General features: G+C 71.0%; 20 protein-coding genes and 1 pseudogene. 12 read left to right on the top strand and 9 right to left on the bottom strand.

Features of this window, described 5'->3' with window-relative positions; translation table 11 throughout:
* Positions 1–379: 379 nt before the first annotated feature.
* On the bottom strand, positions 380–994 hold the full coding sequence (locus ABZ861_RS23855) for a hypothetical protein (RefSeq protein WP_361633390.1): 615 nt from the start codon (positions 992–994) through the stop codon (positions 380–382).
* 544 nt (positions 995–1,538) lie between these two features.
* Here ABZ861_RS23855 and ABZ861_RS23850 point away from each other — a divergent pair.
* A complete protein-coding gene (locus tag ABZ861_RS23850; RefSeq protein ID WP_361633387.1) occupies positions 1,539–3,698 on the top strand; it encodes a RecQ family ATP-dependent DNA helicase in 2,160 nt (719 codons plus the stop codon).
* Between the two features lie 203 nt (positions 3,699–3,901).
* Entirely contained in the window at positions 3,902–4,942 is a 1,041-nt protein-coding gene (locus tag ABZ861_RS23845) for an NAD-dependent epimerase/dehydratase family protein (RefSeq protein ID WP_361633556.1), read from the top strand.
* A 3-nt stretch (positions 4,943–4,945) separates the two neighbouring features.
* Here ABZ861_RS23845 and ABZ861_RS23840 read toward each other — a convergent pair whose 3' ends face one another.
* Positions 4,946–6,124 (bottom strand): hypothetical protein, encoded by a 1,179-nt coding sequence (locus tag ABZ861_RS23840; protein WP_361633384.1) that lies wholly within the window; start codon positions 6,122–6,124, stop codon positions 4,946–4,948.
* Between the two features lie 485 nt (positions 6,125–6,609).
* On the opposite strand from ABZ861_RS23840, the gene ABZ861_RS23835 reads away from it, so the two are divergent.
* The 6 genes from ABZ861_RS23835 (at position 6,610) to ABZ861_RS23810 (ending at position 14,109) form a co-directional block, all read left to right on the top strand.
* Complete coding sequence (locus ABZ861_RS23835; RefSeq protein ID WP_361633381.1) at positions 6,610–7,029, top strand: ATP-binding protein; 420 nt, start codon at positions 6,610–6,612, stop codon at positions 7,027–7,029.
* 244 nt (positions 7,030–7,273) lie between these two features.
* Positions 7,274–8,509: a methyltransferase, FxLD system gene (gene fxlM, locus ABZ861_RS23830; RefSeq protein ID WP_361633378.1), complete on the top strand. Its 1,236-nt coding sequence runs from the start codon at positions 7,274–7,276 to the stop codon at positions 8,507–8,509.
* 61 nt (positions 8,510–8,570) lie between these two features.
* Positions 8,571–8,765 (top strand): FxLD family lanthipeptide, encoded by a 195-nt coding sequence (gene fxlA, locus ABZ861_RS23825; protein ID WP_361633375.1) that lies wholly within the window; start codon positions 8,571–8,573, stop codon positions 8,763–8,765.
* 93 nt (positions 8,766–8,858) lie between these two features.
* The gene (locus ABZ861_RS23820; protein WP_361633372.1) at positions 8,859–11,924 is read left to right on the top strand and encodes a lantibiotic dehydratase; all 3,066 of its coding nucleotides are present in this window, start codon (positions 8,859–8,861) and stop codon (positions 11,922–11,924) included.
* Entirely contained in the window at positions 11,921–13,138 is a 1,218-nt protein-coding gene (locus ABZ861_RS23815) for a lanthionine synthetase C family protein (protein ID WP_361633369.1), read from the top strand. The genes ABZ861_RS23820 and ABZ861_RS23815 overlap by 4 nt, the downstream gene beginning before the upstream one ends.
* Positions 13,120–14,109, top strand: a complete 990-nt coding sequence (locus tag ABZ861_RS23810; RefSeq protein ID WP_361633367.1) for a thiopeptide-type bacteriocin biosynthesis protein — start codon at positions 13,120–13,122, stop codon at positions 14,107–14,109. Before ABZ861_RS23815 ends, ABZ861_RS23810 begins: the two co-directional genes overlap by 19 nt.
* A 7-nt stretch (positions 14,110–14,116) precedes the next feature.
* Here ABZ861_RS23810 and ABZ861_RS23805 read toward each other — a convergent pair.
* The 3 genes and pseudogenes from ABZ861_RS23805 to ABZ861_RS23795 all read right to left on the bottom strand — a co-directional run bounded on the left by ABZ861_RS23805 (position 14,117) and on the right by ABZ861_RS23795 (position 16,393).
* Positions 14,117–14,822, bottom strand: a pseudogene (locus ABZ861_RS23805) (helix-turn-helix domain-containing protein).
* Positions 14,823–14,825: 3 nt separating this feature from the next.
* Positions 14,826–15,512, bottom strand: coding sequence for an aminoglycoside phosphotransferase family protein (locus ABZ861_RS23800; protein ID WP_361633364.1), 687 nt, complete (start codon positions 15,510–15,512; stop codon positions 14,826–14,828).
* 263 nt (positions 15,513–15,775) lie between these two features.
* Positions 15,776–16,393 carry a TetR/AcrR family transcriptional regulator gene (locus ABZ861_RS23795; RefSeq protein WP_361633362.1) on the bottom strand — a complete coding sequence of 206 codons (618 nt, stop codon included), beginning with the start codon at positions 16,391–16,393 and terminating at the stop codon, positions 15,776–15,778.
* 200 nt (positions 16,394–16,593) lie between these two features.
* On the opposite strand from ABZ861_RS23795, the gene ABZ861_RS23790 reads away from it, so the two are divergent.
* The 3 genes from ABZ861_RS23790 (at position 16,594) to ABZ861_RS23780 (ending at position 20,198) form a co-directional block, all read left to right on the top strand.
* Positions 16,594–17,847, top strand: a complete 1,254-nt coding sequence (locus ABZ861_RS23790; protein WP_361633359.1) for an MFS transporter — start codon at positions 16,594–16,596, stop codon at positions 17,845–17,847.
* 28 nt (positions 17,848–17,875) lie between these two features.
* Positions 17,876–18,835 carry an alpha/beta hydrolase gene (locus ABZ861_RS23785; RefSeq protein ID WP_361633356.1) on the top strand — a complete coding sequence of 320 codons (960 nt, stop codon included), beginning with the start codon at positions 17,876–17,878 and terminating at the stop codon, positions 18,833–18,835.
* 400 nt (positions 18,836–19,235) lie between these two features.
* Positions 19,236–20,198, top strand: a complete 963-nt coding sequence (locus ABZ861_RS23780) for a hypothetical protein (RefSeq protein ID WP_361633353.1) — start codon at positions 19,236–19,238, stop codon at positions 20,196–20,198.
* Between the two features lie 120 nt (positions 20,199–20,318).
* Here ABZ861_RS23780 and ABZ861_RS23775 read toward each other — a convergent pair whose 3' ends face one another.
* The 4 genes from ABZ861_RS23775 to ABZ861_RS23760 form a co-directional block, all read right to left on the bottom strand.
* Positions 20,319–21,068, bottom strand: a complete 750-nt coding sequence (locus ABZ861_RS23775; protein ID WP_361633351.1) for a YoaK family protein — start codon at positions 21,066–21,068, stop codon at positions 20,319–20,321.
* 268 nt (positions 21,069–21,336) lie between these two features.
* Entirely contained in the window at positions 21,337–22,230 is an 894-nt protein-coding gene (locus ABZ861_RS23770; protein ID WP_361633348.1) for a LysR family transcriptional regulator, read from the bottom strand.
* A 241-nt stretch (positions 22,231–22,471) separates the two neighbouring features.
* Positions 22,472–23,410: an alpha/beta hydrolase gene (locus ABZ861_RS23765; RefSeq protein WP_361633345.1), complete on the bottom strand. Its 939-nt coding sequence runs from the start codon at positions 23,408–23,410 to the stop codon at positions 22,472–22,474.
* A gap of 352 nt (positions 23,411–23,762) precedes the next feature.
* Positions 23,763–24,602: an SDR family oxidoreductase gene (locus tag ABZ861_RS23760; RefSeq protein ID WP_361633342.1), complete on the bottom strand. Its 840-nt coding sequence runs from the start codon at positions 24,600–24,602 to the stop codon at positions 23,763–23,765.
* Positions 24,603–24,690: 88 nt separating this feature from the next.
* On the opposite strand from ABZ861_RS23760, the gene ABZ861_RS23755 reads away from it, so the two are divergent.
* Complete coding sequence (locus ABZ861_RS23755; protein ID WP_361633339.1) at positions 24,691–25,302, top strand: TetR family transcriptional regulator; 612 nt, start codon at positions 24,691–24,693, stop codon at positions 25,300–25,302.
* The last annotated feature ends 311 nt before the right edge of the window (positions 25,303–25,613 follow it).

Here is a 25,613-nt window from a genome sequence, read left to right as displayed (position 1 = left end):
GCCGGGCCTCCCCTCCCGGGAGGCCGCGCACGACGACAGCCGTCGCCGCCGGGTGACCGGGCGGCGGCTGCTTCGGCGTGCGCGGGTCGCGGCCCGCGCACGCTCCGATCTTCGGCGCGTATGCCCACGCGTGTGGGTGCGCGCAGGCGTGCGCTGGCGCATACGCGGCGTGCGAGGGTGATGGGCGGTGCGCCGCGCGCCAGGAGTGTGCCGCGCGCCAGGGGTGCGCCGTGTGCCGAGGGTGTGCGGTGTGCTCATTGTGCGCCGAGTATCCGGCGCATACACCGTGTTGACGGTGCGTCACGAGCCGTGGCTAGCGACCGTAGCCGTAGCCGTAGCCCTGACGACCGCCTCGCGGTGGCCGGTCCGGCGCGAGGCGTCAGCGTGCGGCGGCGCGGCGCAGTACTTCGGAGGCCGCGCCTCCGGTACGCGGCGGCAGGGGCGGCGTCTCGGCGGCGCCGAAGAGTTCGGGCGGTGAGCCCGTGTTCGGACGGCGGCCGCCGCGGCCTTCCCCCAGCACCTGCCAACCGTCCCTGGTCAGCGTGATGTACGCCCCGCAGCGCAGCCCGTGCAGGGTGCAGGCGTCCCGCAGGCCCCACATCCAGGCGCCGTCCTCCTCGGTCCACCGCGCGTCGCCGTCACGGCAGTAGAGCAGCACGGCGGTGCGCACCGGAGTGCGGCGCCGCAGATCGTGCGGGATGACGCGGCGCAACTGGTCGAGCAGCGCGTTGCGGAACATCCAGCCGTCGGCGGGGGAGGGGCGCCGCGTGAACGAGGCGCTCGCCCGCAGCCGTTCGTCCGGGTCGAGCACCGCGATCACGCCGGTGGCCGGTCCGGGCCGGTGGCGCGCGTGCAGCCCGCTGACGACCTCGCGTGGGTTGCGCAGCAGAGGGATGCCCGCCGCGGCCCACTCCGCGGGTTCGAGCACGCGATGGACGGATGCGGCGGACGTCGACAGTGATGCCGCCGAGGACGGAGCGAATCCGAAGGTCATGGTCCTCCCTTCGGCTACGCGCCCACACTGCGGGCGAGGTCGGATTCGGAGGGGGCGCACACCGCAGCAGAGCCCTACCGGACCACGGCCGAGCCGTACGGGGAGCGGACTCCGATTCTTCCTGTCGAACTGGGATGCGGCAACGAGCAATTGGGGCCACTGACCGTTATCGGGCCGCGCGCTCTATATGTCCCCACCGCGTGTGCCGTCTCCTATCCCTACCCCGCGTGCCGCCGCATGACGCCCGGCCCGCCCGCGCTCGGCCCTGAACGGCCGGGACCGGCGCCGTCATCCCGAGGTGTCGGCCTTCCTCGGCGGCTGTGTCGCGACCGCGCGGCCGGAGGAAGGCGGTGACCTCCTCGGCGGCGGCCCCGGCCAGTGGAGCTGAGGTCCCTGAACTGGGAAAACGTCACCGGGAGGCCGGACAGGGCGGGGCTCGCTCCGGTTCGTCCCGTTCCTCGGGCGGCCGGTCGACTAGTGGACATGCCGTCCGTCACGTGGGGTGAAGTGGCCGATTGTCCGTGGCGTCGGGTTGCATAGAGGCATGAACGATGTGGAGCTGCGTGCCGAAGCCGACGCCGTCCTCGCCGAGCTGGTCGGTGATCCGTCGGGGTCGGCGCGGCTGCGGGAGGACCAGTGGCAGGCGGTGGCGGCCCTGGTGGTGGAGCGCCGTCGCACGCTGGTGGTGCAGCGCACGGGGTGGGGCAAGTCGGCGGTGTACTTCGTGGCCACCGCCCTGCTGCGCCGACGCGGCGCCGGGCCGACGGTGATCGTCTCGCCGCTGCTGGCGCTGATGCGCAACCAGGTCGAGTCGGCGGCGCGGGCCGGCATCCACGCGCGCACCGTCAACTCGGCCAACCCGGAGGAGTGGGAGACGATCTACGGGGAGGTCGACCGCGGGGACGTCGACGTTCTCCTGGTGAGTCCTGAACGTCTCAACTCCGTGGACTTCCGCGAGCAGATGCTGCCCAAGCTCGCGGCCACGACGGGCCTGCTGGTGGTGGACGAGGCGCACTGCATCTCCGACTGGGGCCACGACTTCCGCCCCGACTACCGCAGGCTGCGGGCGATGCTGGCCGAGCTCGCTCCGGGCGTGCCGGTGCTGGCCACCACGGCGACCGCCAACGCCCGGGTCACAGCGGACGTGGCCGAGCAGTTGGGCACCAGCGGCGGCGAGGCGCTGGTGCTGCGCGGCCCGCTGGAGAGGGAGAGCCTGCGGTTGGGCGTGGTGCGGCTGCCGGACGCCGCGCACCGGATGGCCTGGCTGGCGGAGCATCTGGACGAGCTGCCGGGTTCTGGGATCATTTACACGCTCACCGTGGCAGCGGCCGAGGAGACCACCGCGTTCCTGCGGCAGAGCGGCCTCGAGGTGGCCTCGTACACGGGCCGGACGGAGAACGCCGACCGTCAGCAGGCGGAGGACGACCTGCTGCACAACCGGGTGAAGGCGCTGGTGGCGACGTCCGCGCTGGGAATGGGCTTCGACAAGCCGGACCTGGGCTTCGTCGTCCACCTGGGGTCGCCCTCCTCCCCGATCGCCTACTACCAGCAGGTGGGCCGGGCGGGCCGCGGCGTCGAGCACGCCGAGGTGCTGCTGCTGCCGGGCAAGGAGGACGAGGCGATCTGGCGCTACTTCGCCGAGACCGCTTTCCCGCCGGAGGACCAGGTCCGTCAGACCCTCGCGGCCCTCGCCGGGGCGTGCCGGCCGCTCTCCGTCCCGGCCCTGGAGGGCTCGGTGGATCTGCGGCGCAGCCGGCTGGAGACGATGCTGAAGGTGCTCGACGTGGACGGCGCCGTGCGGCGGGTGAAGGGGGGATGGACGGCCACGGGGTCCGGCTGGGTGTACGACGCGGAGCGGTATGCGCGGGTGACGGAGCAGCGTGCGGCCGAGCAACAGGCCATGCGCTCCTACGTCACCACCGCCGGCTGCCGTATGGAGTTCCTGCGTCGCCAGTTGGACGACGAGGAGGCGGCGCCGTGCGGTCGTTGCGACAACTGCGCGGGCGCCTGGGCCGACGCCGCCGTCTCGACGGAGACTCTGGCGGGGGCGACGAAGGAACTGGGCCGCCCGGGGACGGAGGTCGAGCCGCGCCGGATGTGGCCGACGGGCATGGCCGCGCTGGGCGTCGACCTCAAGGGGCGCATCCCGCCCCAGCAGCAGTGTTCCTCCGGCCGGGGTCTGGGACGGCTCTCCGACATCGGCTGGGGCAACCGGCTGCGCCCGCTGCTGTCCGAGCAGGCGCCCGACGGCCCCGTCCCCGAGGACGTGCTGAAGGCCGTGGTGACGGTCCTCGCCGACTGGGCGCGCTCCCCGGACGGCTGGATGTCGGACGGCCCGGACGCCCCTGCCCGGCCCGTGGGGGTCGTCGCCGTCCCCTCCCTGTCCCGCCCCCGGCTCGTCGACTCCCTCGCTCGGGGAGTCGCGAACGTCGGGCGCCTTCCTTTCCTGGGCGCCCTGGCGCACACCGGGCCGAGCGGCGCGCACACGGCACGACGCAGCAACTCCGCTCAACGGCTCCGGGCCCTGGACGCCGCCTTCACCGTCCCCGAGGACCTGGCCGCCGCCCTGGCCCGTACCCCAGGTCCCGTCCTGCTGGTGGACGACTACACCGACTCCGGCTGGACCCTCGCGGTCGCCGCCCGCCTGCTGAGGCAGGCGGGAGCGGCCCAGGTCCTGCCGCTGGTGCTCGCCGCGTCAGGCTGACGATCCCGACCGGGCCGCACCCGGCGTGCAGCCCGGCTCGTCTGCCTTTCCCTGCCGGTCATTCTTGTGCAGTGCCGACCGAGCCGGAGCGCCAGCAGTCCGGTGGAGGTCAGGGAGAAGGCGGAGGCGAGCGTCAAGACCTGGCTGCATGGACGGGGCAGCGCCCTGGCTTGCGGTCACTGCCTTCGGGCAGGATCGCGGCCATGAAAATCCTCGTGCTCGGCGGAAGTTGGTTTCTCGGTCGCGCAGTTGTGCGAGCTGCACTGGACCGCGGGTGGGAGGTGACGGTCTTCAACCGGGGCCGCTCCGGGGCCGCTCCGGAAGGCGCCTGGACGGTACGCGGTGACCGCACCGTCGCGGCCGACCTGGCGCGGCTTGCCGGTGAAGGACCGTGGGACGCCGTGGTGGACACATCAGCCTCCGAGATGGCGCCGCGTGACGTACTCGCTGGCGCGCGCCTCTTGGAGCCGTTCGCTGGCCGGTACGTCTACCTCTCCACCGTGAACGCCTACCGTGGGTGGCCGAACGACTCTCTGACGGAAGACTCGGAAGTGCTGGACGGCCCGCCGGACGCTGACGCCGGGTACGGCCGACTCCCTGAAGACTGGGATGGGCCGGATTGGTACTACGGCAGGCAGAAGGCAGGCGCTGAGCGGGCAGTCACCGCGGCGTTCGGCGAGGACCGAGCGGTCCTCCTGCGGCCGGGGGTCATTCTCGGTCCGGGCGAGTACGTCGGCCGACTGCCGTGGTGGCTGAACCGAGCTGCCCGCGGCGGTCGGATGCTCGCTCCGGGCGCCCCGGACAAGCCCATCCAGCCGATCGACGTACGCGATGTGGCCACGTTCGCACTCGACCAGGGCGCGGCCGAGCGGGGCGGCGCGTACAACTGCGTCGCACCGATCGGGCGGCAGACGATGAGCGACTTCCTCACGGCCTGCGTGCTCGCCACAGGCGGTGACGCGCGACTGGCCTGGGCGCCGGACAAGCTGCTCTTGGACAACGACGTGAAGCAGTGGACTGAGCTACCGCTGTGGCGAACCCACGCGGGCGTGTGGAAGATCGAGTCGACGCGGGCGCAGGCCGCAGGGCTGGTGTGCCGCCCGCTGTCGGAGACGGTGGCGGACACCTGGGCCTGGCTCCGCGACGGCGGGATGCCGGTGGAGCACCCGCGCTGGGCCGAGCACGGGATCACGCCTGAGAAGGAGGCCGTGATCCTGGCCGCGCTGGCTCGGCTCGGCCGGTAGGGGTCAGGTTTCGATCGCCAGCGGGCTTTGGGCGCCGAGCCGGCGTACCGGGGAGAGGGCGCTGAAGTCCTCGATCTGCTCGGCGAGGGAGAGCGCCGCCGGCGAGCCCCGGAACTGGGGGCGTGTGAGCTCGATCCGGGCGGCGACCAGTCGCTCCATCATGCCCGAGCCGCGCCAGCCCGGCGGCACCTGGAAGACGGGCGTCAGGGCTTCCTGAGCGCCCTCGACCTCGTCGCGCATCAGCCGTGCACGCGCCAGGTCGATGGCGGCCGGCCCTGAGACCACGATGGGTACCTCGGCCTGCGGTCGGCTGCTGAGCAGGCTGAGGGCCGCTGAAGCGAACTCCTCCGCGCCTGTGGGGTCGCGCAGGAGCAAGCAGGTGGTGGCGTTGCTCATGGCGGTGCGAGCGGCGTCGAATCCGAACTCCCCGCCGATGTCGTCGTGTAGCTCGTCGCGTTGGCCGCCCGTCTGTTCCAGGGCTGACCGGATGGCGCGCTGCGCCTGGTCGTCGGCGCGCAGGTGCCCATGTGCGCGAGCCTCGATGGCGTGGAGGCGGCGGCGAGCAGTGTCCCCCAGGCCGCCGAACTGCTGGCCGGCCTTGGCCAGCCGGACGGATTCGCTGGGGCGGCCGTCCCAGAACGCCATGAACGCCAGCATTCCGTAGGCGTAAGCCTGCACGGGGCCGTTGTCGATCGTCTTGCCGTACTGGGCAGCGGACCGCGCGAAGGACACCGCCGGTGTCAGTGCCCCGAGGCCGAAGGAAACGGCGGCGAGCAGCGCGCTGGCCTGCGCGGCGGCGTAGTAGAGGCGGGCGTGCTGCTCAGGGGACCGGGTACGTTCGAGGTTCACCTGCACTTGCTGAAGCAGGTTCTTCGCCTCCTCGAAGACTTCGGACGGCGCCGTGCAGCCGTACTTGCGGCTGAGTGTCAGCAGGTCGTCGTGGAGTTGGTCGAGGGTCAGCTCGTCCAGGCGCAGCGCGGCGGCCTCGCCGGAGTGAGAGGCGGCGTCCCGAGCGGTCATCAGCAATTCGCTTTCGTCGGACACAGGGGGAGAAGGAGCCCAGTCGGTGCCCTCACGCTCGTCCGTAGGCTCTTCGGCAGCCGAGCGCAGCAGGTTCCCGATGGTCCGCTGGAACATCTGCTCCAGGACACGGGCCGTGGGGGCGTGCGGCGCCGTTCTCACGCCTCCGACGACCAGCAGACGCTCGTAGTGGCGAGCTCCTGGGGGCGGAGCTACGTCGTAGCCCTCATCCCGTAATCGCTGCGCGACGCGCGCGTATTCTTCGCTGAACGCCCTGTGAGAGCGGATGCCCTTACTGGTCGTCAGCCGAAACAGAACCGTGCGCCGACCCTCGTCCATGTCCCCTCCGGAATCGGTTCCCCTCCATGGGATACCGCTTCGGTGCCCTGTTGGAACTGTCCACCCTCAGAAGGCGGCAAGAAGTCATAGCGGCGTCATCGTGTCACTCGAAAGGTCCGTCAGAAGTCATATTCGCGACATAGTCACAACCTGCCTCCTCGCACGACGCTGAGTGCTCGGTCCGCGACGAGGAGGGGTCAATGGGGACGGCTACAGCGCGGAGCACGATCTTTACGGCGAGGGAGGCATTAGCCGACTGCAAAGGGCTCCCACTCGGCATTGGTGACCAGTCTCGGCCCGGGGGCCTGATGCAGACCTCCTTCGAGATCGCCCGGCGCCCACAAGGCGAGGAGATTCCCCTGCGGGACGCCCTCCGGGTCGGTGCGACGAGGCGTATCACTCACGCCTTCCTCTCCTATCACAGCTTGTCCAGCCTGGCGTTCCCCGTCTCGCTCATTGTCTCCGAGTTGGTGACCAACGCCATCCAGCACAGCGGCGGGACGGCGGTCGACGTCACGATGCAGCACCAGGACGACTTGCTGTACGTCGGCGTGACGAGCAACGTGCCCGGCGACCTCGCCCTCCGCGAGACCAGCGACGACGCCGAGAACGGCCGGGGCTTACTGCTCATGACGGTCACGGTCGGCGGACTCGACGGCACGTGGGGCGTCAGCGACGACAAAAGGACCGTATGGTGCCTTCTCCCGACGCAGGGGAAGGCGCGGTGAGCACCACGGTCGCCCCCTCACGGCCGGTTGAGCAGAGGACACCGCCACTGGGTCCAGGCGGCTTGCGGAATGTCCTGGAGCGCGTAAAAGCCTGGCAGCCGCTTGACGTCGAGGAAGTGTTCGACGATCTCGCCACGGCGATCGGCGACCAGCCGCCGCCTGCGGCTACGACCGCGGAACCTCCCGGCCGCCGGCGCCCGGCGCCGGCCTCCCTCCCCCCGGCACGAACGACCGAAGGAAGTCCATGACGAACCCGACCATCGAGCCCGACGAGGCGACCCGCCTGCGGAACAAGGTGGTGGACGAGCTGCGCGCGGACGGCGACGTCTCCTCCCCGGAGATCGAAGCCGTGATGCGCAAGGTGCCCCGCCACGCGTTCATCCCCGACACCCCGCTGGACAAGGCGTACGACACCTACGCCGCCGTGATCACCAAGACGGACGAGCGCGGTGTGCAGCTCAGCTCCGTGTCTGCCCCGCAGATCCAGGCCATGATGCTGGAGCAGGCCCAGGTGAAGCCCGGTATGCGGGTGCTGGAGGTTGGTTCGGGCGGGCTGAACGCGGCCTACCTCGCCGAGCTCGTCGGTGAGGACGGTGAAGTCGTCACCGTGGACATCGACCCCCTCGTCACCGATCGGGCACGTCGGCTCTTGAACGAGCACGGCTACGACCGGGTGCACGTCGTCACCGCCGACGCCGCCGAGCCCATGCCGGACCTCGGCGAAGTCGACGTCGTGATGGTGACCGCCGGGGCCTGGGACATCTCCCCGGCGTGGACCAGTCAACTCAAGCAGGGCGGTCGGCTCGTGGTGCCGCTGCGGATGCGCGGCTTGACCCGGTCGGTTTCCTTCACCCAGGTCACGGGCGGACACGGCCCCTACCTGGAGAGCGAGTCGGCAAGGATCTGCGGCTTCGTCCCGATGCAGGGCTCGACCGCCCACCGCGAAGAACTCCTTCTGGTCAACGGCACTCCGGAGATCGGGCTCAAGTTCGATGACGGCCTGCCGGCCGACCCACACCGGCTCGACAACGCCGTCACGACACCGCGCCACGAACTGTGGACCGGCGTCACCGTGCGTATCCAAGAACTCATCGACACCCTCCAGATGGCGATGGCGATCAGCCTGCCGGGCTTCTGCACGATGGCCGTCGATGAGGATCTGGACACGGGCCTGGTCGCCCCCGTGAACAAGCGGTTCGCCCTCGCCGCCGTCGAGGACGACACCTTCGCTTACCTCGTCACCCGCCGAACCGAGGACGACAAGCACATCGAGTACGGCGTGCACGCCCTCGGCCTGAACGCCGAGCAGCTCGCTCACAAGATCGCCGATGTGCTCCGCGCCTGGGAAGCCAACCGGCGCGGCGGCCCCAGCCCGGTCATCCGGGTCTATCCGGCTGTCACCCCCGACTACCAGATCCCGGCCGACCGGGTCATCGACAAGGTGCACAGCCGGATCTCGCTCTCCTGGCCCCCGGTGTGACACCGGAGGCCAGGTAGTTCCGCACCATCCGAACGATCCGAACAAGAGGAAGGGCACCATCATGACGAGCGCCACCCTGGCCCCGCCCGCCCTACTGGCGGGACTGGACGACGACGACTTCGCGCCGCTGGACGTCAAGGTCGTCATCGCCGAGCACCCGTACGGCAAGCTCATGTGCTCCACAGGTGACGGCTGCGGCACCACCTGCGCGACCGGCGCCTCCGCCTGCGGTTCCTTCACGGAGGACCCGGCCTGATCCAGGCCGCTCCCCGTCGCTGGGCCGGGCGACGTGCTTCGCCCGGCCCACCAGACCTCACTCCTTCTCCGCGCCGCCTGACGGAAGGGCCTCATGGCTTCCCGAACAGTCGTCGGCTATCAGTGGCAGGGCGCCGCGTTGCTGCGCGCCACCACCAGCCCCGGACCGGCAGACATCCCGCGCACCCTCGACCTGGACAACGTGGCCGTCACTCGTGGATGGCTGAACCGCGTGTGGCAGCGCGGAGACTTCCGCAGCGCGCTGGAGCTGGCCACCCCCGTCCTGTCCGACGCCATCGAGGCAGTCGTCCGGGGCCGGCAGACCGATCCCCGTCACGTCCGCCGCACCGCGTTGTCGACGGTTTCCTACCTCCTGCGGTGGCAGCACCGGCCCACGCCGCTGGGCCTGTTCGCCGGCATCGCTCCGGTGACGGTCGGGCCCCGGGCGAGCGCGCGATGGCGCGACAAGCACCGCGTGCTGATCCGGCCGGACGCCGAATGGGTCACCGAACTGGTTCTACGGCTCCAACGCACCCCCGCGTTACTGAAGCGGCTGCCGCTCGTCGCTAACAACGCCGTGCACACGCGCGGCGACCGGCTCGTGGCGCCTGGGCCGCCCTCCGACAGCCACGCCGTCCTCCTGGCCCCCGTCGAGATATCCGTCCGCAACGCCCGGCCGGTGGCCGCCGCCATGCACGCGGCCCGCACTCCCATCCCCTACGGCGACCTCTACGCTCACCTGCGCGACAGCTTCCCGCAGGCCAGTTCGGAGAAGACAGACGCTCTCCTCCTGGGCCTGGTCGAGCAGCAGTTCCTCATCACCAGCCTGTGGGCGCCCATGACCACCGTGGACGCCTTCCAGCACCTGTGCCGCGAGTTGGACCAGCACCAGGCGGACAGCGTCCCTGACGTACGGGACCTGGTCCACGAGCTGTACGCGCTGCGCGACGACATCTCCGCCCACCAGCCGACGCTCTCCGACACCAGCGTGAGCGCCCTCGCCGCGCGGATGCGCGCCCTCACTCCCGTCACCCCCACACCGCTGCTCATCGACACCGCCCTCGACTGCGAGACCCAACTCCCGCAGACCGTGATCGCGGAAGTGCAAGCAGCCGTGTCGGCCCTCTACCGGACCACCCCGCAGCCCTACGGCTACCAGCACTGGCGTGACTACCACCGCCGGTTCCGGGCCCGGTACGGCGTCGGCGCTCTGGTGCCGGTGATGGATCTGGTCTCCGACAGCGGCCTGGGCCTACCCGCCGGATACATGGGCTCCGAACGCGGTGCCGCCCTGAAACTGCGCACCGACCGCGATGAACTACTGCTCGCTCTGGTGCAGCAAGTCCTCTTGGACGGCCGCGATGAACTCCGGCTGACGGACGACATGATCGACGCATTGGAGAGCGCCGCCGGAAGCGACGAGCGGCTGTTCGAGCCCCGTGTAGAGGCCGCCTTCGAAATTCACTCGCCCAGCACCACTGCTCTGTCCCGTGGCTCCTTCGACGTCCTGCTCACCGCAGCGCCCCGACCCGGCAGCAGCATGGCGGGCCGGTTCGCCCATGTTCTGCCGCCCCAGCAACAGGAAGCGCTCCGTGCCACATACGGCGGAGCGCCGGGCGCCCTCACAGCGCAGCTCGTGTTCCCACCGCGCCGGCACCGCAACGAGAACGTCACCCGTACACCGCGGCTCCTGCCGAACGTCATCGGGCTGTCCGGCCACACGGAGGCCGACGAGACGACGATCCAGCTCGCCGACATCGCCGTCGCCGCCGACCCGCGCAGCTTCCACCTCGTACAGCTCTCCACCGGCCGGCGCATCGACGTGCGAGTCCTGCACGCCCTGGAGGCCGGGACCCAGACCCCACCGCTGGCCCGGTTCCTCGCCGAAGTGGCCAACGGGCGGTTCGCCGCCTACAAACCGTTCGACTTCGGCGCTGGCTCCCGGCTCCCGTTCCTTCCGCGGGTGCGCTACCGCCGCACCCTCCTCGCTCAGGCCCGGTGGCTGATGACGGCCGACGACCTGCCCGGACGCAAAGCCCCCACGGAGGAGTGGGAGCACGCCTTCACTGTCTGGCGCGGCCGACTGCGGGTCCCGGAGCAGATCGCCGTCGTCGAGTACGACCAGCGTCTCCCCCTCGATCTGTCCCACCCGGTCCACCGCCGGGTCCTGCGCACACATCTTGACAGCACCCGCCGCCTGGAGCTGCGCGAGGCGCCGGACGGCGACGCCCACGGCTGGATCGGGCGGGCACACGAAATCTGGCTGTCTCTGAGCAGGTCCGAACCCGACATCACCGATGTGCCCCGGTTCCGCACCAGCACGTCGGCGCCCGCCGGGCTACACCTCCCGGGCGCTGGCGACGTCGTCCTCGCGCAGCTCCACGCCCACCCGCGCCGCTACGACGAGATCCTGGTCCGACACCTTCCCCACCTGCTCGCCGCCTTCGGCGACACCCCGCCGACCTGGTGGTTCATCCGGCGCCGGGAGATGGCTCGTCCGGACGCCGACCAGCACCTCGACCTCGCGCTGCACCTGTCGCAGGACGCATACGGGACCGCCGCCCAACACCTGCGTACGTGGGCGGACAGCCTGCACAGGATGGGTCTGGTGTCCGGACTCGTCCTGGCTCCCTACCAGCCGCAGACCGGGCGCTTCGGCGGCGAGGCGGCCATGGACGCGGCGCACCAGGTGTTCGCCGCGGACTCCGCCGCCGCCCTCGCGCAGATCCAGCTCGCCGAGCGCACTGACGTCTTCGCCTTGCAGGCCCTCGCAGCGGCCAGCGCCCTGCATCTCGTCAGCCCCCTGGCGCCGGACACCGCAGCAGCCGAAGAGTGGCTGGTGCGCAACCTCCCCCAGGGGAAAGGGCGACTGGACCGGGCCCTGCGCAGCCAGGTACTCGAACTCGCTTCGTCGAACGGCGCCTCCGCTCTCGCGACCCTCCCCGGCGGCTCCCTGGTCACGGAAGCATGGCGGGCCCGCGCGACAGCCGTGGACACCTACCGGACGGCATTGATCGGTGAGCGTGATCCGCTCGATGTCGTTAGATCACTGCTGCACCAGCACCACGTCCGGGCTCTCGGCGTCGATCCGCGCACCGAGGAGACCACGATCCGACTCGTGCGAACCGCGGCCCTTCAGCACCGGATGGCGGCCCGATGACCGCGTCGGCCGCGGCGGTCCTGGAAGAGTACGCCGCTCATCTCGCGGAACCCCCTCCCCCGGAGGAGCCCTGGGCGGTGCAGTCCCTCGCCGACGGCGCCGCCGGAATCAGCCTGCTGCACATCGAGACGGCCAGCCGGTACGGCGGCTCCTGGCGCCCTGCCCACCGGTGGATCACCGCCGCAGCCGCCGGAGACATCAGCGCGGCCGACACTACCGGGCTGTTCCTCGGCGCCCCGTCTGTCGGCTTCGTCCTCACCACCGTGCCGCCGCCCTTCCAGCACCTGCACGACCCAGCACGCAAAACCCTGCACCAGCACATCACCGGCCTGACCCACCGCCGCGTGGACGCCGCCCTCACCCGCGTCCACAAGGGCGACCTGCCCACCTTCGCCGAGTACGACCTGTTCTACGGCCTCACCGGCATCGGGGCGTACCTCTTGCGGACCGATCCGGGAGGGCTCGCCCTGGAAAGAGTCCTGAAGTACCTCGTTGCCCTGACCCGCCCTCTCGTCTCCGACAGCCGCGGTCTGCCGGGCTGGTGGGTCCGCCACGACCCGTTCCGCGGTGAATCACCCCACTTCCCCGGCGGCCACGGCAACTTCGGCGCCGCGCACGGCATCACCGGCCCGCTCCTCCTCCTGGCCCAAGCCATGCGCCGCGGCATCACCGTCAGCGGCCACCGCGAAGCCATGTGGGCCATCTGCGAGCACCTCGACGTCTGGTGCCAGCTCAGTCCCTCCGGTCCCTGGTGGCCCGAGCACATCTCGCGCCGCGACCTCGACTTCGGGCGCCCTCACCACGACGTTCCCACCCGGCCGAGCTGGTGCTACGGGACGACGGGCATCGCACGGGCCGGGCAACTCGCCGGGCTCGCCCTGCGCGCCCCCGATCTCCAGGCGTTCTACGAGGACGCCCTGTACCGAGCGCTGACCGATCCCAAGCAGCTCGCCCAGGTCACCGACACGGGCCTGTGTCACGGCTGGGCAGGCGTCTACCAGACCGCTGTCCGCGCCGCCGCCGACGCCCTCGATCCTCGGCTGGAAATCCTCCCGACGCGCCTAGGCGACACCCTTGCCGCGCAGGCTCGGCCCGGGGCCGTCTCGGCGACGGGGCTGATCAACGGTGATGCCGGCACCGCGCTCGCCCTCACTGCCTTCGCCTCGCAGCAGGCCCCGATCTCCGGATGGGACGCATGTCTCTTGATCAACTGATCCAGGCGGAACCGAGTCCGATCCAGCGCGCGGTCCTCGCCGTCCTCGCCGGTCTGCCGATCGTCGATGCGGCACGCCAATACCGGATGGACGTCATGACCCTGTCCGACGCCGTCGCCGTCTATGACCGGGCTGGCCGGGATGCCCTGGCCCGCCACACCGCCACCGGCGACTGGCGGCAGATGTATCTCCACTTCACCGACTGGACGAACGCGGACGCCACCTTCATCGCCTACGTGCTGCCCTTGCTGCGAGAAGCGGAGGCCGACGGCGCCCTCGACGGCTGGTGGTACACCAGGAAGCGCCCCTGCTGGCGTCTGCGCCTTCGCCCACGACCCCGGATCGGAGCCATGCTCGACATCGGCGACGGCCTCGACCGTCTCGTTGCCGATGGCCGCCTGCAACGGTGGTGGCCCGGCGTCTACGAGCCGGAGACCGCAGCATTCGGCGGCGTGACCAGCATGACGACCGCGCACTCTCTCTTCATCGCCGACAGTCGGGAGGCTCAGCGGTTGCGGCAGCGTGGCGACCTTGCCGTGGGGCCAAGGGAGCTGTCTGTCCTCCTCTGCACGATCATGATGCGCGCCACCAGACTGGAGTGGTACGAGCAGGGAGACGTCTGGCATCGCGTCATCACGGAGGAACACCGATCGGCCCTCAGCGACGTACCCGCGGAGCGGCTTGACGCCCGTGCCCAAGAGATTCGCTCTCTGCTACTCGCCGACAGCGACGCTTTGCTGCGTTCCGGCGGTCCGCTGGAGCCCGTCGCCGAGTGGGCAGCCGCCTTCCGCAGCACGGGGCAGGCTCTCGGTCACGCCGTACAGGACGGGACACTCGACCGGGGACTGAGGCAAGTGCTCAGCTACCACGTGATCTTCCACTGGAACCGGCTCGGGCTTTCGATGCGAACACAGAGCATCTTGGCCTGGGCGGCGAGGTCGGCGATCCTGCACCAGGACGGCGGTACCTAGTGCCGCGTCAGGCAACGTTCGCCCTGTCGATGACGGCGCATAGGCGTCGGTCGTCGGCGTGGCGGTTTCGCCAGATGATGTAGCGGCGGATCATGCTGCCCTGTTCCTTGCGGTGGGCATGGTCGGCGCCGGCGGGGGTGAAGTAGCGCAGGGCGGTGAACTGGGCCTCGATCCGGTTGAGCCCGGAGCTGTTGGTCGGGGTGTAGGCGATCTCGACGTTGTTCGCCTCTGCCTAGGCGCCCACCCGCCGGCACTTCTTCGTGGTGAGGTGCGGGGAGTAGTTGCCACAGACAATCGCGATGCGGACCTCGGGCGGATAGAGGCTGCGCAGGTAACGGCAGGACTCCAGGAACTGGGTGCGCTTCTTGATCGCCTTGATGTGGCCGTAGAGCTTGTCCCTGGTAAGGTCCAGAGCGGCGAACAGGTGCCGTACTCCGCCGCAGCGGTTGTAGGTCGCCCGCCGGCCGCCCTTGCTACTTTGGACACAGCGACTCGAAGCCGTGGGCGTTGAAGTTGTGGATCACATCTCGGACCCGGTCCGCGCTGGTGAACGACACCTCGGCGATCTTCACCACCGGCATGCCCTGCGCGGACAGCAGGACCATCTGGGCGCGCCGCCACGTCACCACCGACTCGGTGCCCCGGCGGATGATCCGCAGCAGCCGTCTGCCCTCGTCATCATTGATCTCGCGTCCCCGCACCCGCTCCGCCACAGATCAGCCTGACCGATCCGTCCAGCCCACACCAGGTCCATCGCCGACACTGGCATGCCGCCGCAACCACGCCGCCTCCGTGGGCGTCAGATTCGGGTCGTCCAGCTTCACCCGGACCGCCTCCTGCATCCGTCCGGCCGGGTCGGTCCGGCAGCCGCTGCGGATACCGCGCAGCAACAGCCCCCGCCCAAAGCGGGCGGCGAATCCCGGCACGTCCGCACTGCCCACGGTCACCATGGTCATCGCCACATCGGCAGCCGGATCACCAGCGCCCGCATTGCACCAGTCGATCACCACCGGTCCCCGCCGGGTCAGAATGACGTTGCCTGGATGCAGGTCCAGATGCAGCACCCGGTCACCGTCCGCCGTGCCGAACCGCTTGGGCAGCCACTCCGGCGCCGGAAGCGCATGCAGCCGATCGTGCAGGCGGCCCAGCTCCCGGCCGAGAGAACCCACCCGCCACGGACGCCGGGCCAGCACATCCAGCATCGTCGGCCCGGTCAGCCGCTCAAGAACCATGTCCGTGTCGGTGATCTCATACACCCGCGGCACCGGATACCCGCATGCCGCAAGGTGCGTCATCAAGCGTGACTCCAGACCGGTGGGCCCCCCGTGCCGGTATCGCCGCAACACCCTGGACTCATCCAGGGCATACACATCAGCGTCCCGGCCCTGCGCGATCAACTCCATGCGGTGCAGTCTGCATTGACGGCTCAGCCCTCGCCAACAAGGCGAACGTCGGCTGACGCGGCACCAGCTAGGTTCTGCCCAGCGGACCATGGTGGGGTCCGTCAGCGGACGGCGGCTGTGGCGACGGCACTGCCTCGGCTGCGACGCAACCCGCACGGCTGCCGGTGGCGACGTCCTCCGTGAGGCCGTCGTCGTTTCAGTGGCGGCCCTCGACGACGACGGCGCTCAGCAGGCAGGCGGGGGATGCCCCGGCGTCGACCGGCTCACCGCCTCGCGGGCTCTCCGACACCGCTCAACCCCTCGGCCAGCGCATTGCTGACGGCCGTCGTCGCCGTACGCGCCACAGACCGCAGCTCGGGCTCGGAGAAGCCGGCCCTGCTGAGCACGGTGAGCGACTGATTGGTCGCGCACACGAACAGAGCGAGGTCGTGCAGCACGTCAGACGGCAGACCCGAGGGCTCCAGCGCGGCGCGGATGCGCTCGCACTGGCGGTCGAGGAGGTCGCGGACCGCCGCGGCCGACTCGGGACTGAGCGACGCCGACTGGGACGCAGACTGCGCCACCAGGCAGCCGTCCGGCACCGTCGGGTCCGTCAGCCGGTCGACGATGACCTCGAAATAGGCCCGCACGGCGGCCACGGCATCGTCGGGATGACCGGCCAACGCGCGGTCGTACTGGTCGCCCCAGGTCCGTGCGTACCGCGCCAACGCCAGCCGGAAGAGCACGTCCTTACCGCCGAACGTCCCGTAGAGCGACCCCCGGCCGAGCCCCGTGGCCCGCCCGATCACGTCAAGCGACGTGTCGGCGTAGCCGAGGCGCCAAAACGTCACCATCACCGCCTCAAGCGCCGTATCGACGTCGAACTGCTTGCGACCGGACACCCGGCGCCCCCTTCCTCCGCGATCGTCACGCGTCACGGTACTCCATTCTGGACTAATCCGTCCAAGATGGGGGCGAGGTCGAAGGGGGGTGTCGAAGGGAGGGGTGCGGGGCGAGGGGTGCGGGTGCGTTGTCCCATCATCTTGGACTGATCCGTCCAACTATCTTGTATCGATCAGTCCAGGATAGTAGCGTCGACATCATGAGCAAGACGAGCACCCCTCTTCGGAGACGGGACAAGACGTCCGCGACGGAGGTCCGGCAGCGCGGATCGCGCACGTTCTGGCTGGTCGCCGCCGTTTACGTGCTGGCGATGCTGGGCGGCACGCTGCCGGTGCCGCTGTATCTCCTCTGGGCGCCCCGTATGGGGTTCGGGCCCCTCACCACGACACTGATCTTCGCCGTCTACGCGATCGGGGTCGTGGTCTCCCTGATGCTCTTCGCGTCGATGTCCGACCGGTCGGGCCGCCGCCCGCTGCTGTTCGCGGCGCTGGCGCTGGCGGCGGTGAGCACGGTCGCGTTCCTCCTCGCCGACGATGTCATGGTCCTCCTGGCAGCGCGCCTTTTCAGCGGGCTCGCGACCGGAATCGTCACCGCGACGGCGACCGCCGCCCTCGAGGAACTCGCCGGGCACGGCAGGACACGGCGCGCCACGATCACGGCGACCGCGGCCAACCTCGGCGGACTCGGAATCGGGACCCTCATCGCCGGTCTTCTCGCGGAGTTCGCCCCGGACCCGACCTCCCTTGTCTTCTGGATCTACCTCATCGCCCTCGTGCCCGCGGTGCTCGCCACCGCGCTCGTCCCCGAGACCGTGGTCCAACCGCGACGCCCGACCCTCGCGGTGCGCCGACCGACGCTGCCGACCGGCCGCGCGGACCGGGTGCTCTTCCTCCGGGTCGCGGCGGCGGTGTTCGCGGCGTTCGCCGTGAACGCGCTCTTCTCCTCGCTCGTCCCGGACTTTTTGCACGGAGTGCTCCATGTGGCGAGCGAGGCGACGGTCGGGGGCGTCGTCGCCCTGCTCTTCCTCTCCGCCCTGGTCGCTCAGCTCGGCGCGCCGGCCCGCTGGCTGGAGCGCCGGTGGCTCGCCCCGGGCTTCTTGGTCGTCGGCGTCGCGGTCTTCGTGGCCGGGCTCTGGACGCGTTCGTTCCCGGTCTTCGTCGTCGGCACGGTGCTCGCCGGAGTCGGCAGCGGCCTGGCCTTCCGCCGCGGCATCGCCGTGACCGCCCGCCTCGCCGATCCCCGTCGTCGCGCCGACCTCAACGCCACCTACTTCCTCGCGGCCTATGCCGGGACCATCGTCCCGACCCTCGCTCTCGGCGGTCTGGACCAGGTTCTCGACGCGAAGCTCGCGACCGCGATCCTCGCCGCCTTCATCATCGTGATCACCGTGGCGGCGGCGGTCGCCCCCCAGCGGTCCCCTGCGCGCGCCGTCCCGAGGCGCCCCCGCTCCTGACCCGTCACCGGATCCGAGAGGAAAAATCATGTCCCCGAGCACGAACCCGCTGCCCGCTCCGACCGGTCCCGGATCGGCCGAAGGCACGCCTGGGCTCCCCGACGGCTTCGGCGAGGTGTTCAGCAGCCGCTGGGTCGACCTCGACGGGCTGCGCCTGCACGCCGTCGTCGGCGGCGAAGGTCCCCCGCTCCTGCTGCTCGCCGGCTGGCCGGAGACCTGGTACGCGTGGCGGCTGGTGATGCCGGAACTGGCGCGCGACTACACCGTCGTCGCCCCTGACCCGCGCGGCGTGGGCCTGTCCGACAAGCCCGACGCCGGCTACGACACCGGCACTCTCGCCGCCGACATGGTCGCGCTGATGGCGGCGCTGGGCCACGACCGGTTCGCCATGGTCGGGCACGACGTCGGCATGTGGACCGGCTACGCGGTGGCGGCCGACTTCCCCGACCGGGTCGAGCGCCTCGCGCTCGCCGAGGCCGTCATCCCCGGGCTCGCCCCCTCGCCGCCGATCTTCGCCCACCAGGACGTGATCAACCGTCTCTGGCACTTCATGTTCAACCGGCTCGACGACCTCAACGAGCAGCTCGTCCGCGGCCGCGAGGACCTGTTCTTCCGCTGGCAGTTCGCCAACAAGGCGGTGCGTCCACTGCCCGAGACCGCGATCGAGCACTACATCGACTCGATCACGCGCGACCCTGCCGTGCTGCACGCGTGCTTCGGTTTCTACCGCGCCATCACCGAGAACATGGCCCAGAACGCCGAGCGCGCCAAGAAGACGCTGAGCCTGCCGATCCTCACCATCGCGGGCGGCCGATCCACGGGGGTCCTGGTCGAGCAGACCATCGCCCCGGTCGCGACCGACGTACGCGCCGTCGTGTTCGACGACTGCGGTCACTTCCCCGCCGAGGAGGCCCCCGAGGCCACTCTCGCCGCGTTGACCGAGTTTCTCCGGCCCTACCACGAGGCCCGCGCCGGCGACCGCCGCTGAGCGACGACGCTGCTGCGGCGTACGGCAGCCCGGCGCACGCTCTGCCCCAGGCCGTCCGTGCGCAGCGCGGTCATCCCAGTCGACGGGTAGTGTCGAAGGAGGGCGACGGCGGGTCAGCCGAGCTGACGGGCGAGCCGCTGCTCGTGGCGTCGAGCGCCGCGCCCACCCCAACGCCGTCCCGGGCCCCGGCGAGGATCACCGCGGTCCTCCTCGCCGCCGTCGCCGACCGCGCTCCCTGCGCCAGCCCCTCGCCCTCGGCGCGCCCATCGCGTCACTCGTGCACGCCCCTGCGCGAGGGGCGACACCCCTTCCCGCGCCGGTCGCCCTCGGCGTCGCGCTCGCATCGCGTAGCGACGGCGAAGGCGTTCCGCGACCGGCGCCGAGCCCGCCGGAGTACCCCATGACCACGCGAACCGACCCGAACTTCCCCACCGGGAGCACCGGACTGATCGCCGTCGACAAGGCCGGCAATCAGATTCTGTTCCTCGATCCGCACACCTACGCGACCCTTGAGGTCCTCCAGGGCTTCGCGCCCCGGGTCCACGAGCTGGCGATCTCGCCCGACCACGCCACCGCGTACGCCCCGATCTACGGCGACGGGCGCCACGGCGACAACCCTCACCCCGGTCATCAGGTCGCTGAGATCGACCTGGCGCGGCGCCGGCACTCCGGCGACATCGACGTGGCGCCGTACGTCGCGCCGCATGGACTGCGCTGGGGCGCCGACGACGTCCTGTACTGCGTCTGCGAGGACAGTGGGGTCGTGCTCGCACTCGACCCGCGGACCGGGGAGCAACGCGCCGTCATCGACGTCGGCTCCACCAACGCCCACCGCATCGAGGTGCTGCCCGACGGCTCGAAGCTCTACACCGAGAACGAGGAGGACGCCACCGTCACCGTCGCCGACCTGGCGCAGCGCCGCTCGATAGCCGAGATCCCCGCGCCGCGAGGACTGGCCGGGCTCGCCGTGTCGCCGGACGGCGCCACGATCGTCCTGGTCGACGGCGACGTTCCGGCCCTGCACGTGCTCGACACCGCCACCGACGCCTTGCGCGGCACGGTCGCACTGGAGGGTCACCGGGAGGCGGCCCAGATCGCCCGCTTCAGCCCTGACGGGCGCTGGCTCGTCGTGACGAGCCTCGACGGGGACCTCGCCACGGTGCTGACCGGGGACGACCTCGCCGAGCAGCGCGACATCGCCGTCGGGCACGACCCGATGGACATGGCCTTCGCCCCCGACGGCCGCACGGTCGTCGTCGGGAACCAAGGCGACGGCTCCCTGAGCGTGCTCGACCTCGAGCGGGGCGTCGTCGACCGCACCGTGGAGGCCGGTGTGGGGGTGGAGTCGCTGGCCTTCTACTGACGACGTCGACACCACCCGTGGACCGGGGCAGACCGGGTTCCAAGACGTACGTCCTGGCGGGTGCGAACGACTGACCTGCACCCTCTCGTCGGTCTCACCCCAGAGGACGGTCCAGACGTTCTACAGGGGCAGGGTCCAGTCCGCGTCGGAGCGGGTGAGCCGGAAGGAGACCAGGGTGACGAAGGCGAGGAGGACAGTGGCGAGCAGCAGCGGGAGAGCCGGTAGGCCGTGCAGCACGGCGACGGCGCCGATCAGGCTGCCCGCGAGGATCGCGGCCGTCGACAGCATGCGCCGCCCGATCCGGCCGCCCTTGCCGCCGGCCGCGCGGCTGTCGGAGGCCATGCCGGTGATCGTGAGGGTGAGGACGGTGGTGGTCAGGTCCGGGACCGCGAGCGCGCGGGCGGTGGCGTTCTGGTGGCCCATCGCCACGCCGAGCAGGGCGATCAGCGCGTAGCGGGGGACGGCCGCGTGAGCGGGGTCGGCGCCGGCGGCGATCAGGCAGGCGGCGAGGACCAAGACGGTCTCCAGGATGAGCGCCTGGTGCAGCACGCGCCCGCGGTGGGCGCGGGAGCGGTGGCCGAGGCGTCCGCCGAGGAAGGCGCCCGCCGCGAACGCGGCCAGCGCGGCGAGGGAGGCGGCGAGCGAGAACCCGGCGGCGCCGGCCAGGGCGAATCCGGAGAAGACCACGTTGCCCGTCATGTTGGCGACGAAGACGTGCCCGAGCAGCAGGTAGCTGTAGGCGTCCACGAGGCCGGTCACCACGGTCAGCGCCAGCATGACCGGGGGCAGCGGGCCGTGCCGGTCCGCCGGATCGGGGGCGACGGTGGCCCATGCCTCGCGAAGTGTGACGTGCTTGGTGTCGAGCGCCATGATCCGTCCAAGGGGAGTGCAGAAGGCAAGGGGAAGTCAGGGGGAAGTCCTGTCTCTTCAGCATGAAAGCGCGCGGCGCAGCAGTCCAACATATGGATTTGCTGTCTACGATCGGTAAAACAGATCGCCCGTCCGCCCGTCCGCCCGTCCGCCCGTCCGCTCGCCCGCTCGCCCGCTGGCGGTCACCGGTCCGGGGCGCGGCCGGTCCGGCGGACCGTGCTGCCCGGCGCCCGTTCCGGTGGACCGCCCTGCCCGGCGTCCGCTCCGGTCAGGGCTCGGTCCGTTCCGGCAGCAGGTCGAGGAAAGCGGTGGCGGCGGGAGCGAGGCGGTCCTCGTCGTAGACGGCGTACTGGTAGTGCCGGGCCTCCGGGTCGTCGAGTCGCAGGACCCGGGCGTCGCCGGGCGGCCCGGCGCCGAGCGAGGCGCGCGGGACCACGGTGACGCCGACGCCGTACGCGGCCAGCCGGATCATGTCGGAGATGCGGCCCATCTCGAAGTGCCGGCCCGCCTCCACACCGGCCCGACCGTAGGCCGTCTCGACCTGGCGGCGCAGCCCAGAGCCCTGGAGGAACTGGATGAGGGGCTGGTCGTCCGGCAGCTCGGCGAGGCCGATCACCTCCCGGTCGGCCAGCGGGTGATCGCGCGGCACCACCGCGACCAGCGGATCGCTGCCCAGCAGCCGGTGCCGCAGCCCCTCGGGCACCTGGCGGGGGCCCAGCCCCACCACGGCGAGGTCCAGTTCGCCTGCGAGCACCGCCTCGGCCATCTCGTGGCTGGCCGCGTTGGTCACGTGGAAGTGGATGCCGGGGTAGCGGGCGTGATAGCCGGCCATCACCTCGACCATGTCGAAGTCGGGGACCGTGGTCTGCACGAGGCCGAGCCGCAGCCGTCCGTGCCGCAGCCCGCCGAGCGCGTCGAGCGCCGCCTGGGCGTGGTCGACGTCGGCCAGGATGCGGCGGGCGCGCGGCAGCAGCAGCTCCCCGGCCGCGGTCAGCCGCACCGAGCGGCCCCGGCGACTGAACAGGGGGGCGCCGACCTCCTTCTCCAGCCGGGCGATCTGCTGGCTGAGCGCGGACTGCGCGACTAAACAGCGCGCGGCGGCACGGGTGAAGCCTCCCTGCTCGGCGACGGCCACGAAATACCTCAGATGCCGCAGCTCCACGTCGTGCCCCGCTTGGCCGGTGGGGCCGATCCGGCCCCGCAGACGGCCGATTCAAGCAGACCGGGGGCGGGGCGCGGGGGTGGCGCCGTCAGTCATATATCTGAAATGTCCCCTGTCAGGCGCGCGAACCTTCGCGGCAGGCGGCGCCGGTGAGAGTGCCCCGCGGAGGTGAGTGCGCCCGGTGGAAGGGGGTGATCTAGGGCGTCACTCTCCCTTTTCCCGCCGCGTTCCACGCGGACGCTTACGCGTTCAGGGCTCGGCGCAGCACCGCCACCTCCTCGTCCAGTTCGCGGCGGCTGATCTCCGTGTGCTCGGCGAAGGCGGAACCGTGGAACGTGCCGGGGAAGAGGTGCAGTTCGACTGCGTTGCCGGCGTGCAGAAGCGCTTGCGCGTACGCCATCCCCTGGTCGCGGAGCGGGTCGTAGTGCATGACCGAGACGTAGGCCGGCGGCAAGCCGGTCAGGTCGGCGGCCCTGCCGGGAGCGGCGTATTCCGGGGTGTCGGCCCCGCCGCCGGGCCGTCCCAGGTAGTGCCGCCAGGCGGCGGCGAAGCTGTCGGGCGTCCACAGCGGCACCTCCGTGAGTTCCATGCTGGGGGTGTCCGTGCGGTCGTCGACCTGCGGGACGCCGAGGAACTGGAAGGCGATGGCCGGGCCGCCGCGGTCGCGGGCGAGCAGGGCGAGCGCCGCGCAGAGGTTTCCGCCGGCGCTCGCGCCGTGCAGCACGAGCCGCGAAGGATCGACGCCCAGCTCCGCGGCGTGCTCCGCCGTCCAGCACAGTCCGGCGTAGGCGTCTTCCAGGCCCGCGGGGTACGGGTTCTCCGGCGCCAGTCGGTAGTCCACGGACACCAGGACGGCGCCGAGTTCGCGGACCAGGGCGATGTTCCGGGCGTGGTCGGTGTCGAGGTCGCCGAGTATCAGGCCGCCGCCGTGCACGTTGTAGACGACGCCGTCGGTGGCCGGCTGCCGCGGCCGGTAGACGCGCAGGGTGATGTCCGGCGCTCCTGGCGGGCCGGGCGCCGTGCGGTCTTCGAAGGACACGCCGGTCGCGTCCGGCGTCGGCAGGCTGCCCAGCATGTCGCTCATGAGCGCGCGGATCCCCTCGACGTCCGAGGCGTCCAGCACGGGCAGCGTCGGGACGAAGTCGGCGAGTTCCGGGTCGTAGGCGTAGGACTGGCTCACAGTCGTTCTCCGTGTGATCGGGATGGGGGGCGGATCAGGTGGTGGTCAGTGAGTTCGGGCGTCCTCGGCGGGCGGTGACACGTCTCACCACGTGGTGGTGGGGCCGGGCGAGGCGTTCGCTTCTTCTGGTCGGCGACCGGCTGAGCGGTCATCGCGAACGGCCGCGTGCGTGGGGCGGACCGGCCGCGTGCGCAGGGAGGGACCACCGGTGTCGGACTGCTGTGCAGCGGGAGCCCGGGACCGGCCGCGTGCGCAGGGAGGGACCGGCCGTGTGCGTGGGGGAGAACCGGCCCGGCGGCCGCCAGGGATCGGATCGTGGCGCGGGACGCCTCGGATCGGGCCGCGGGGCGCCTCACGCGGAGGCGGCGGTGTACCAGTCCGCGTCGGTCACGGCCGCCGTGTCACGCTGCGCTTCGACTGCGGCCAGACGGTCGCTGATCGCGTCCCGCATGAGTCGGTAGGCGTCCGAACCGAGAATGAGCCGGCGCGGCGGCTCCTGCTGGTCACCGGCTCTGACCATCGCCGCCGCGACCTTGGCCTGGTCGCCGATCCGGATCGCGGGGTCGACGTCGCCGCGCTGGATGTCCGCGCGCCCCTCGTACTCCGGGAGCGGTGTGGTGCTCAGGGCGGCGTCGTAGAAGCTGGTCGCGATGACGCCCGGTTCCACCAGCACCGTCTTGATCCCGAAGGGCCGCACCTCCGGAGCGAAGGCCTCGAAGAAGCCCTCGACGCCCCACTTGCTCGCGTGGTACATGCTGAAACCGGGGAAGGCGACGTGGGCGCCCATGCTGGAGACCTGCATGATCGTGCCGCCTCCCTGCTTCCGGAGCAGGGGAGCCGCGATCCTCGCCAGGTTGATGCTCGCGGTGAGATTCGTGGCCAACAGCAACTCGACCTCGGCGTCGGTCAGTTCCTCGGCCGCGCCCATGATGCCGTAGCCGGCGTTGGACACGACCACGTCGACACGGCCCAGGTCGTGGAACGCCGCGGCGGCGACCTCGCGCATTCCGGCGGTGTCGGTGACGTCCAGTGCGCGCGTCCAGAGCCGCTCGCCGTGGACCTGCGCCAGATCGTCCAGTTGTTCGGGGCGCCGAGCGGTGGCGGCCACACGATCGCCCCGGGCGAGAAGCTGTTCGGTCAGCTCCCGCCCGAAGCCGCGCGACGCGCCCGTGATGAACCAGGTCGCAGGCATGCTGCACCTTCTTTCTTGGCTAAGTTAATCTAACCGGATAGTTAGCACTGAGGACACTACTAACCATCTAGTTAGGGAGCAAGTGGCCGTGACGGAGGACCCCCCGCGACGTTCGAAGGCGGAACAGTCGGCGGCGACGCGTGCGAAGTTGTTGGACGCGGCGGTGGAGGAGTTCCAGCGCTACGGGCTGGCGGGAGGACGCGTCGACCGCATCGCCCAGATGGCCGGTGTGAACAAGCGTCAGATCTACGTGTACTACGGGGACAAAGAAGGTCTGTTCGACGCCGTCCTGGTGCGTGACGTCGAGACGATGATCGATGACGTGCCGCTGCGCGGCGACGACCTCGCGGCCTACGCCCTCTCCCTCTACGACTACCTGCGCGAACGCCCCACTGTGAGCAGGCTGCTGAGCTGGAGGAACCTGGAGCGTCAAGAGGCGTCGGAGATCGAATACGACGCCTACCGCCGCAAGGTCGAGGTCGTGGCCCAAGCCCAGCGGTCCCTCGCGCCGGACAGCGCGCATGATCCCGCGGACGTGCTGGTCCTGATCCTGGGTCTGGTGCAGGCGTGGACCTTCGCGTCGCCGGCCCTGCGGGAGATCGCTGAAGTCGACGATCCGAGCCGAGAGGACCGACGCCGCCGCAGCCTCTGCGAAGCGGTGTCGCGCCTGATCACTCCGCGGGATTCGCCGGGGGAGTGAGCGCGGGGAGTTCTCCGTGACGGCGCGAGCCGCGTGTTCCTCGTGACGGCGTGAGTCGCGTCGGGGCAGTCGCTGGAGGCGGCGGGTGCGCGACTGGGCGGTGGTCGCCCTCGGGTAGGGGGGAGGCGGGGGCTGGCGGTGGTCGAGGGTCGAGGGTCGAGGGTCGAGGGTCGGGAGCCGGTTGCCGGTCGCTGGTTGCCGGTGGTCGGGGCTTCGGGGTCGGTGGCCGGTGCTCGGGTAACCGGTGGCCGCTGGGGCGGTTGACGTGTCCTTGGTCGGACTTATCCACAGGGTCGAGCGGGAATCGGGAA

It is taken from the genome of Streptomyces sp. NPDC046985, from assembly GCF_040644415.1.
Lineage (GTDB): Bacteria > Actinomycetota > Actinomycetes > Streptomycetales > Streptomycetaceae > Streptomyces.
Note: the sequence above shows the minus strand (reverse complement) of the source record. Positions and strands in the feature narration are given on the sequence as shown.

Coding starts and splice junctions, on each gene's coding strand:
- ABZ861_RS23855 (WP_361633390.1), bottom strand. CDS start 994: ATGACCTTCGGATTCGCTCCGTCCTCGGCGGCATCACTGTCGACGTCC.
- ABZ861_RS23850 (WP_361633387.1), top strand. CDS start 1,539: ATGAACGATGTGGAGCTGCGTGCCGAAGCCGACGCCGTCCTCGCCGAG.
- ABZ861_RS23835 (WP_361633381.1), top strand. CDS start 6,610: ATGCAGACCTCCTTCGAGATCGCCCGGCGCCCACAAGGCGAGGAGATT.
- ABZ861_RS23775 (WP_361633351.1), bottom strand. CDS start 21,068: ATGGCGCTCGACACCAAGCACGTCACACTTCGCGAGGCATGGGCCACC.
- ABZ861_RS23785 (WP_361633356.1), top strand. CDS start 17,876: ATGTCCCCGAGCACGAACCCGCTGCCCGCTCCGACCGGTCCCGGATCG.
- ABZ861_RS23815 (WP_361633369.1), top strand. CDS start 11,921: ATGACCGCGTCGGCCGCGGCGGTCCTGGAAGAGTACGCCGCTCATCTC.
- ABZ861_RS23790 (WP_361633359.1), top strand. CDS start 16,594: ATGAGCAAGACGAGCACCCCTCTTCGGAGACGGGACAAGACGTCCGCG.
- fxlM (WP_361633378.1), top strand. CDS start 7,274: ATGACGAACCCGACCATCGAGCCCGACGAGGCGACCCGCCTGCGGAAC.
- ABZ861_RS23800 (WP_361633364.1), bottom strand. CDS start 15,512: ATGGAGTTGATCGCGCAGGGCCGGGACGCTGATGTGTATGCCCTGGAT.
- ABZ861_RS23810 (WP_361633367.1), top strand. CDS start 13,120: ATGTCTCTTGATCAACTGATCCAGGCGGAACCGAGTCCGATCCAGCGC.
- ABZ861_RS23820 (WP_361633372.1), top strand. CDS start 8,859: ATGGCTTCCCGAACAGTCGTCGGCTATCAGTGGCAGGGCGCCGCGTTG.
- ABZ861_RS23760 (WP_361633342.1), bottom strand. CDS start 24,602: ATGCCTGCGACCTGGTTCATCACGGGCGCGTCGCGCGGCTTCGGGCGG.
- fxlA (WP_361633375.1), top strand. CDS start 8,571: ATGACGAGCGCCACCCTGGCCCCGCCCGCCCTACTGGCGGGACTGGAC.
- ABZ861_RS23845 (WP_361633556.1), top strand. CDS start 3,902: ATGAAAATCCTCGTGCTCGGCGGAAGTTGGTTTCTCGGTCGCGCAGTT.
- ABZ861_RS23780 (WP_361633353.1), top strand. CDS start 19,236: ATGACCACGCGAACCGACCCGAACTTCCCCACCGGGAGCACCGGACTG.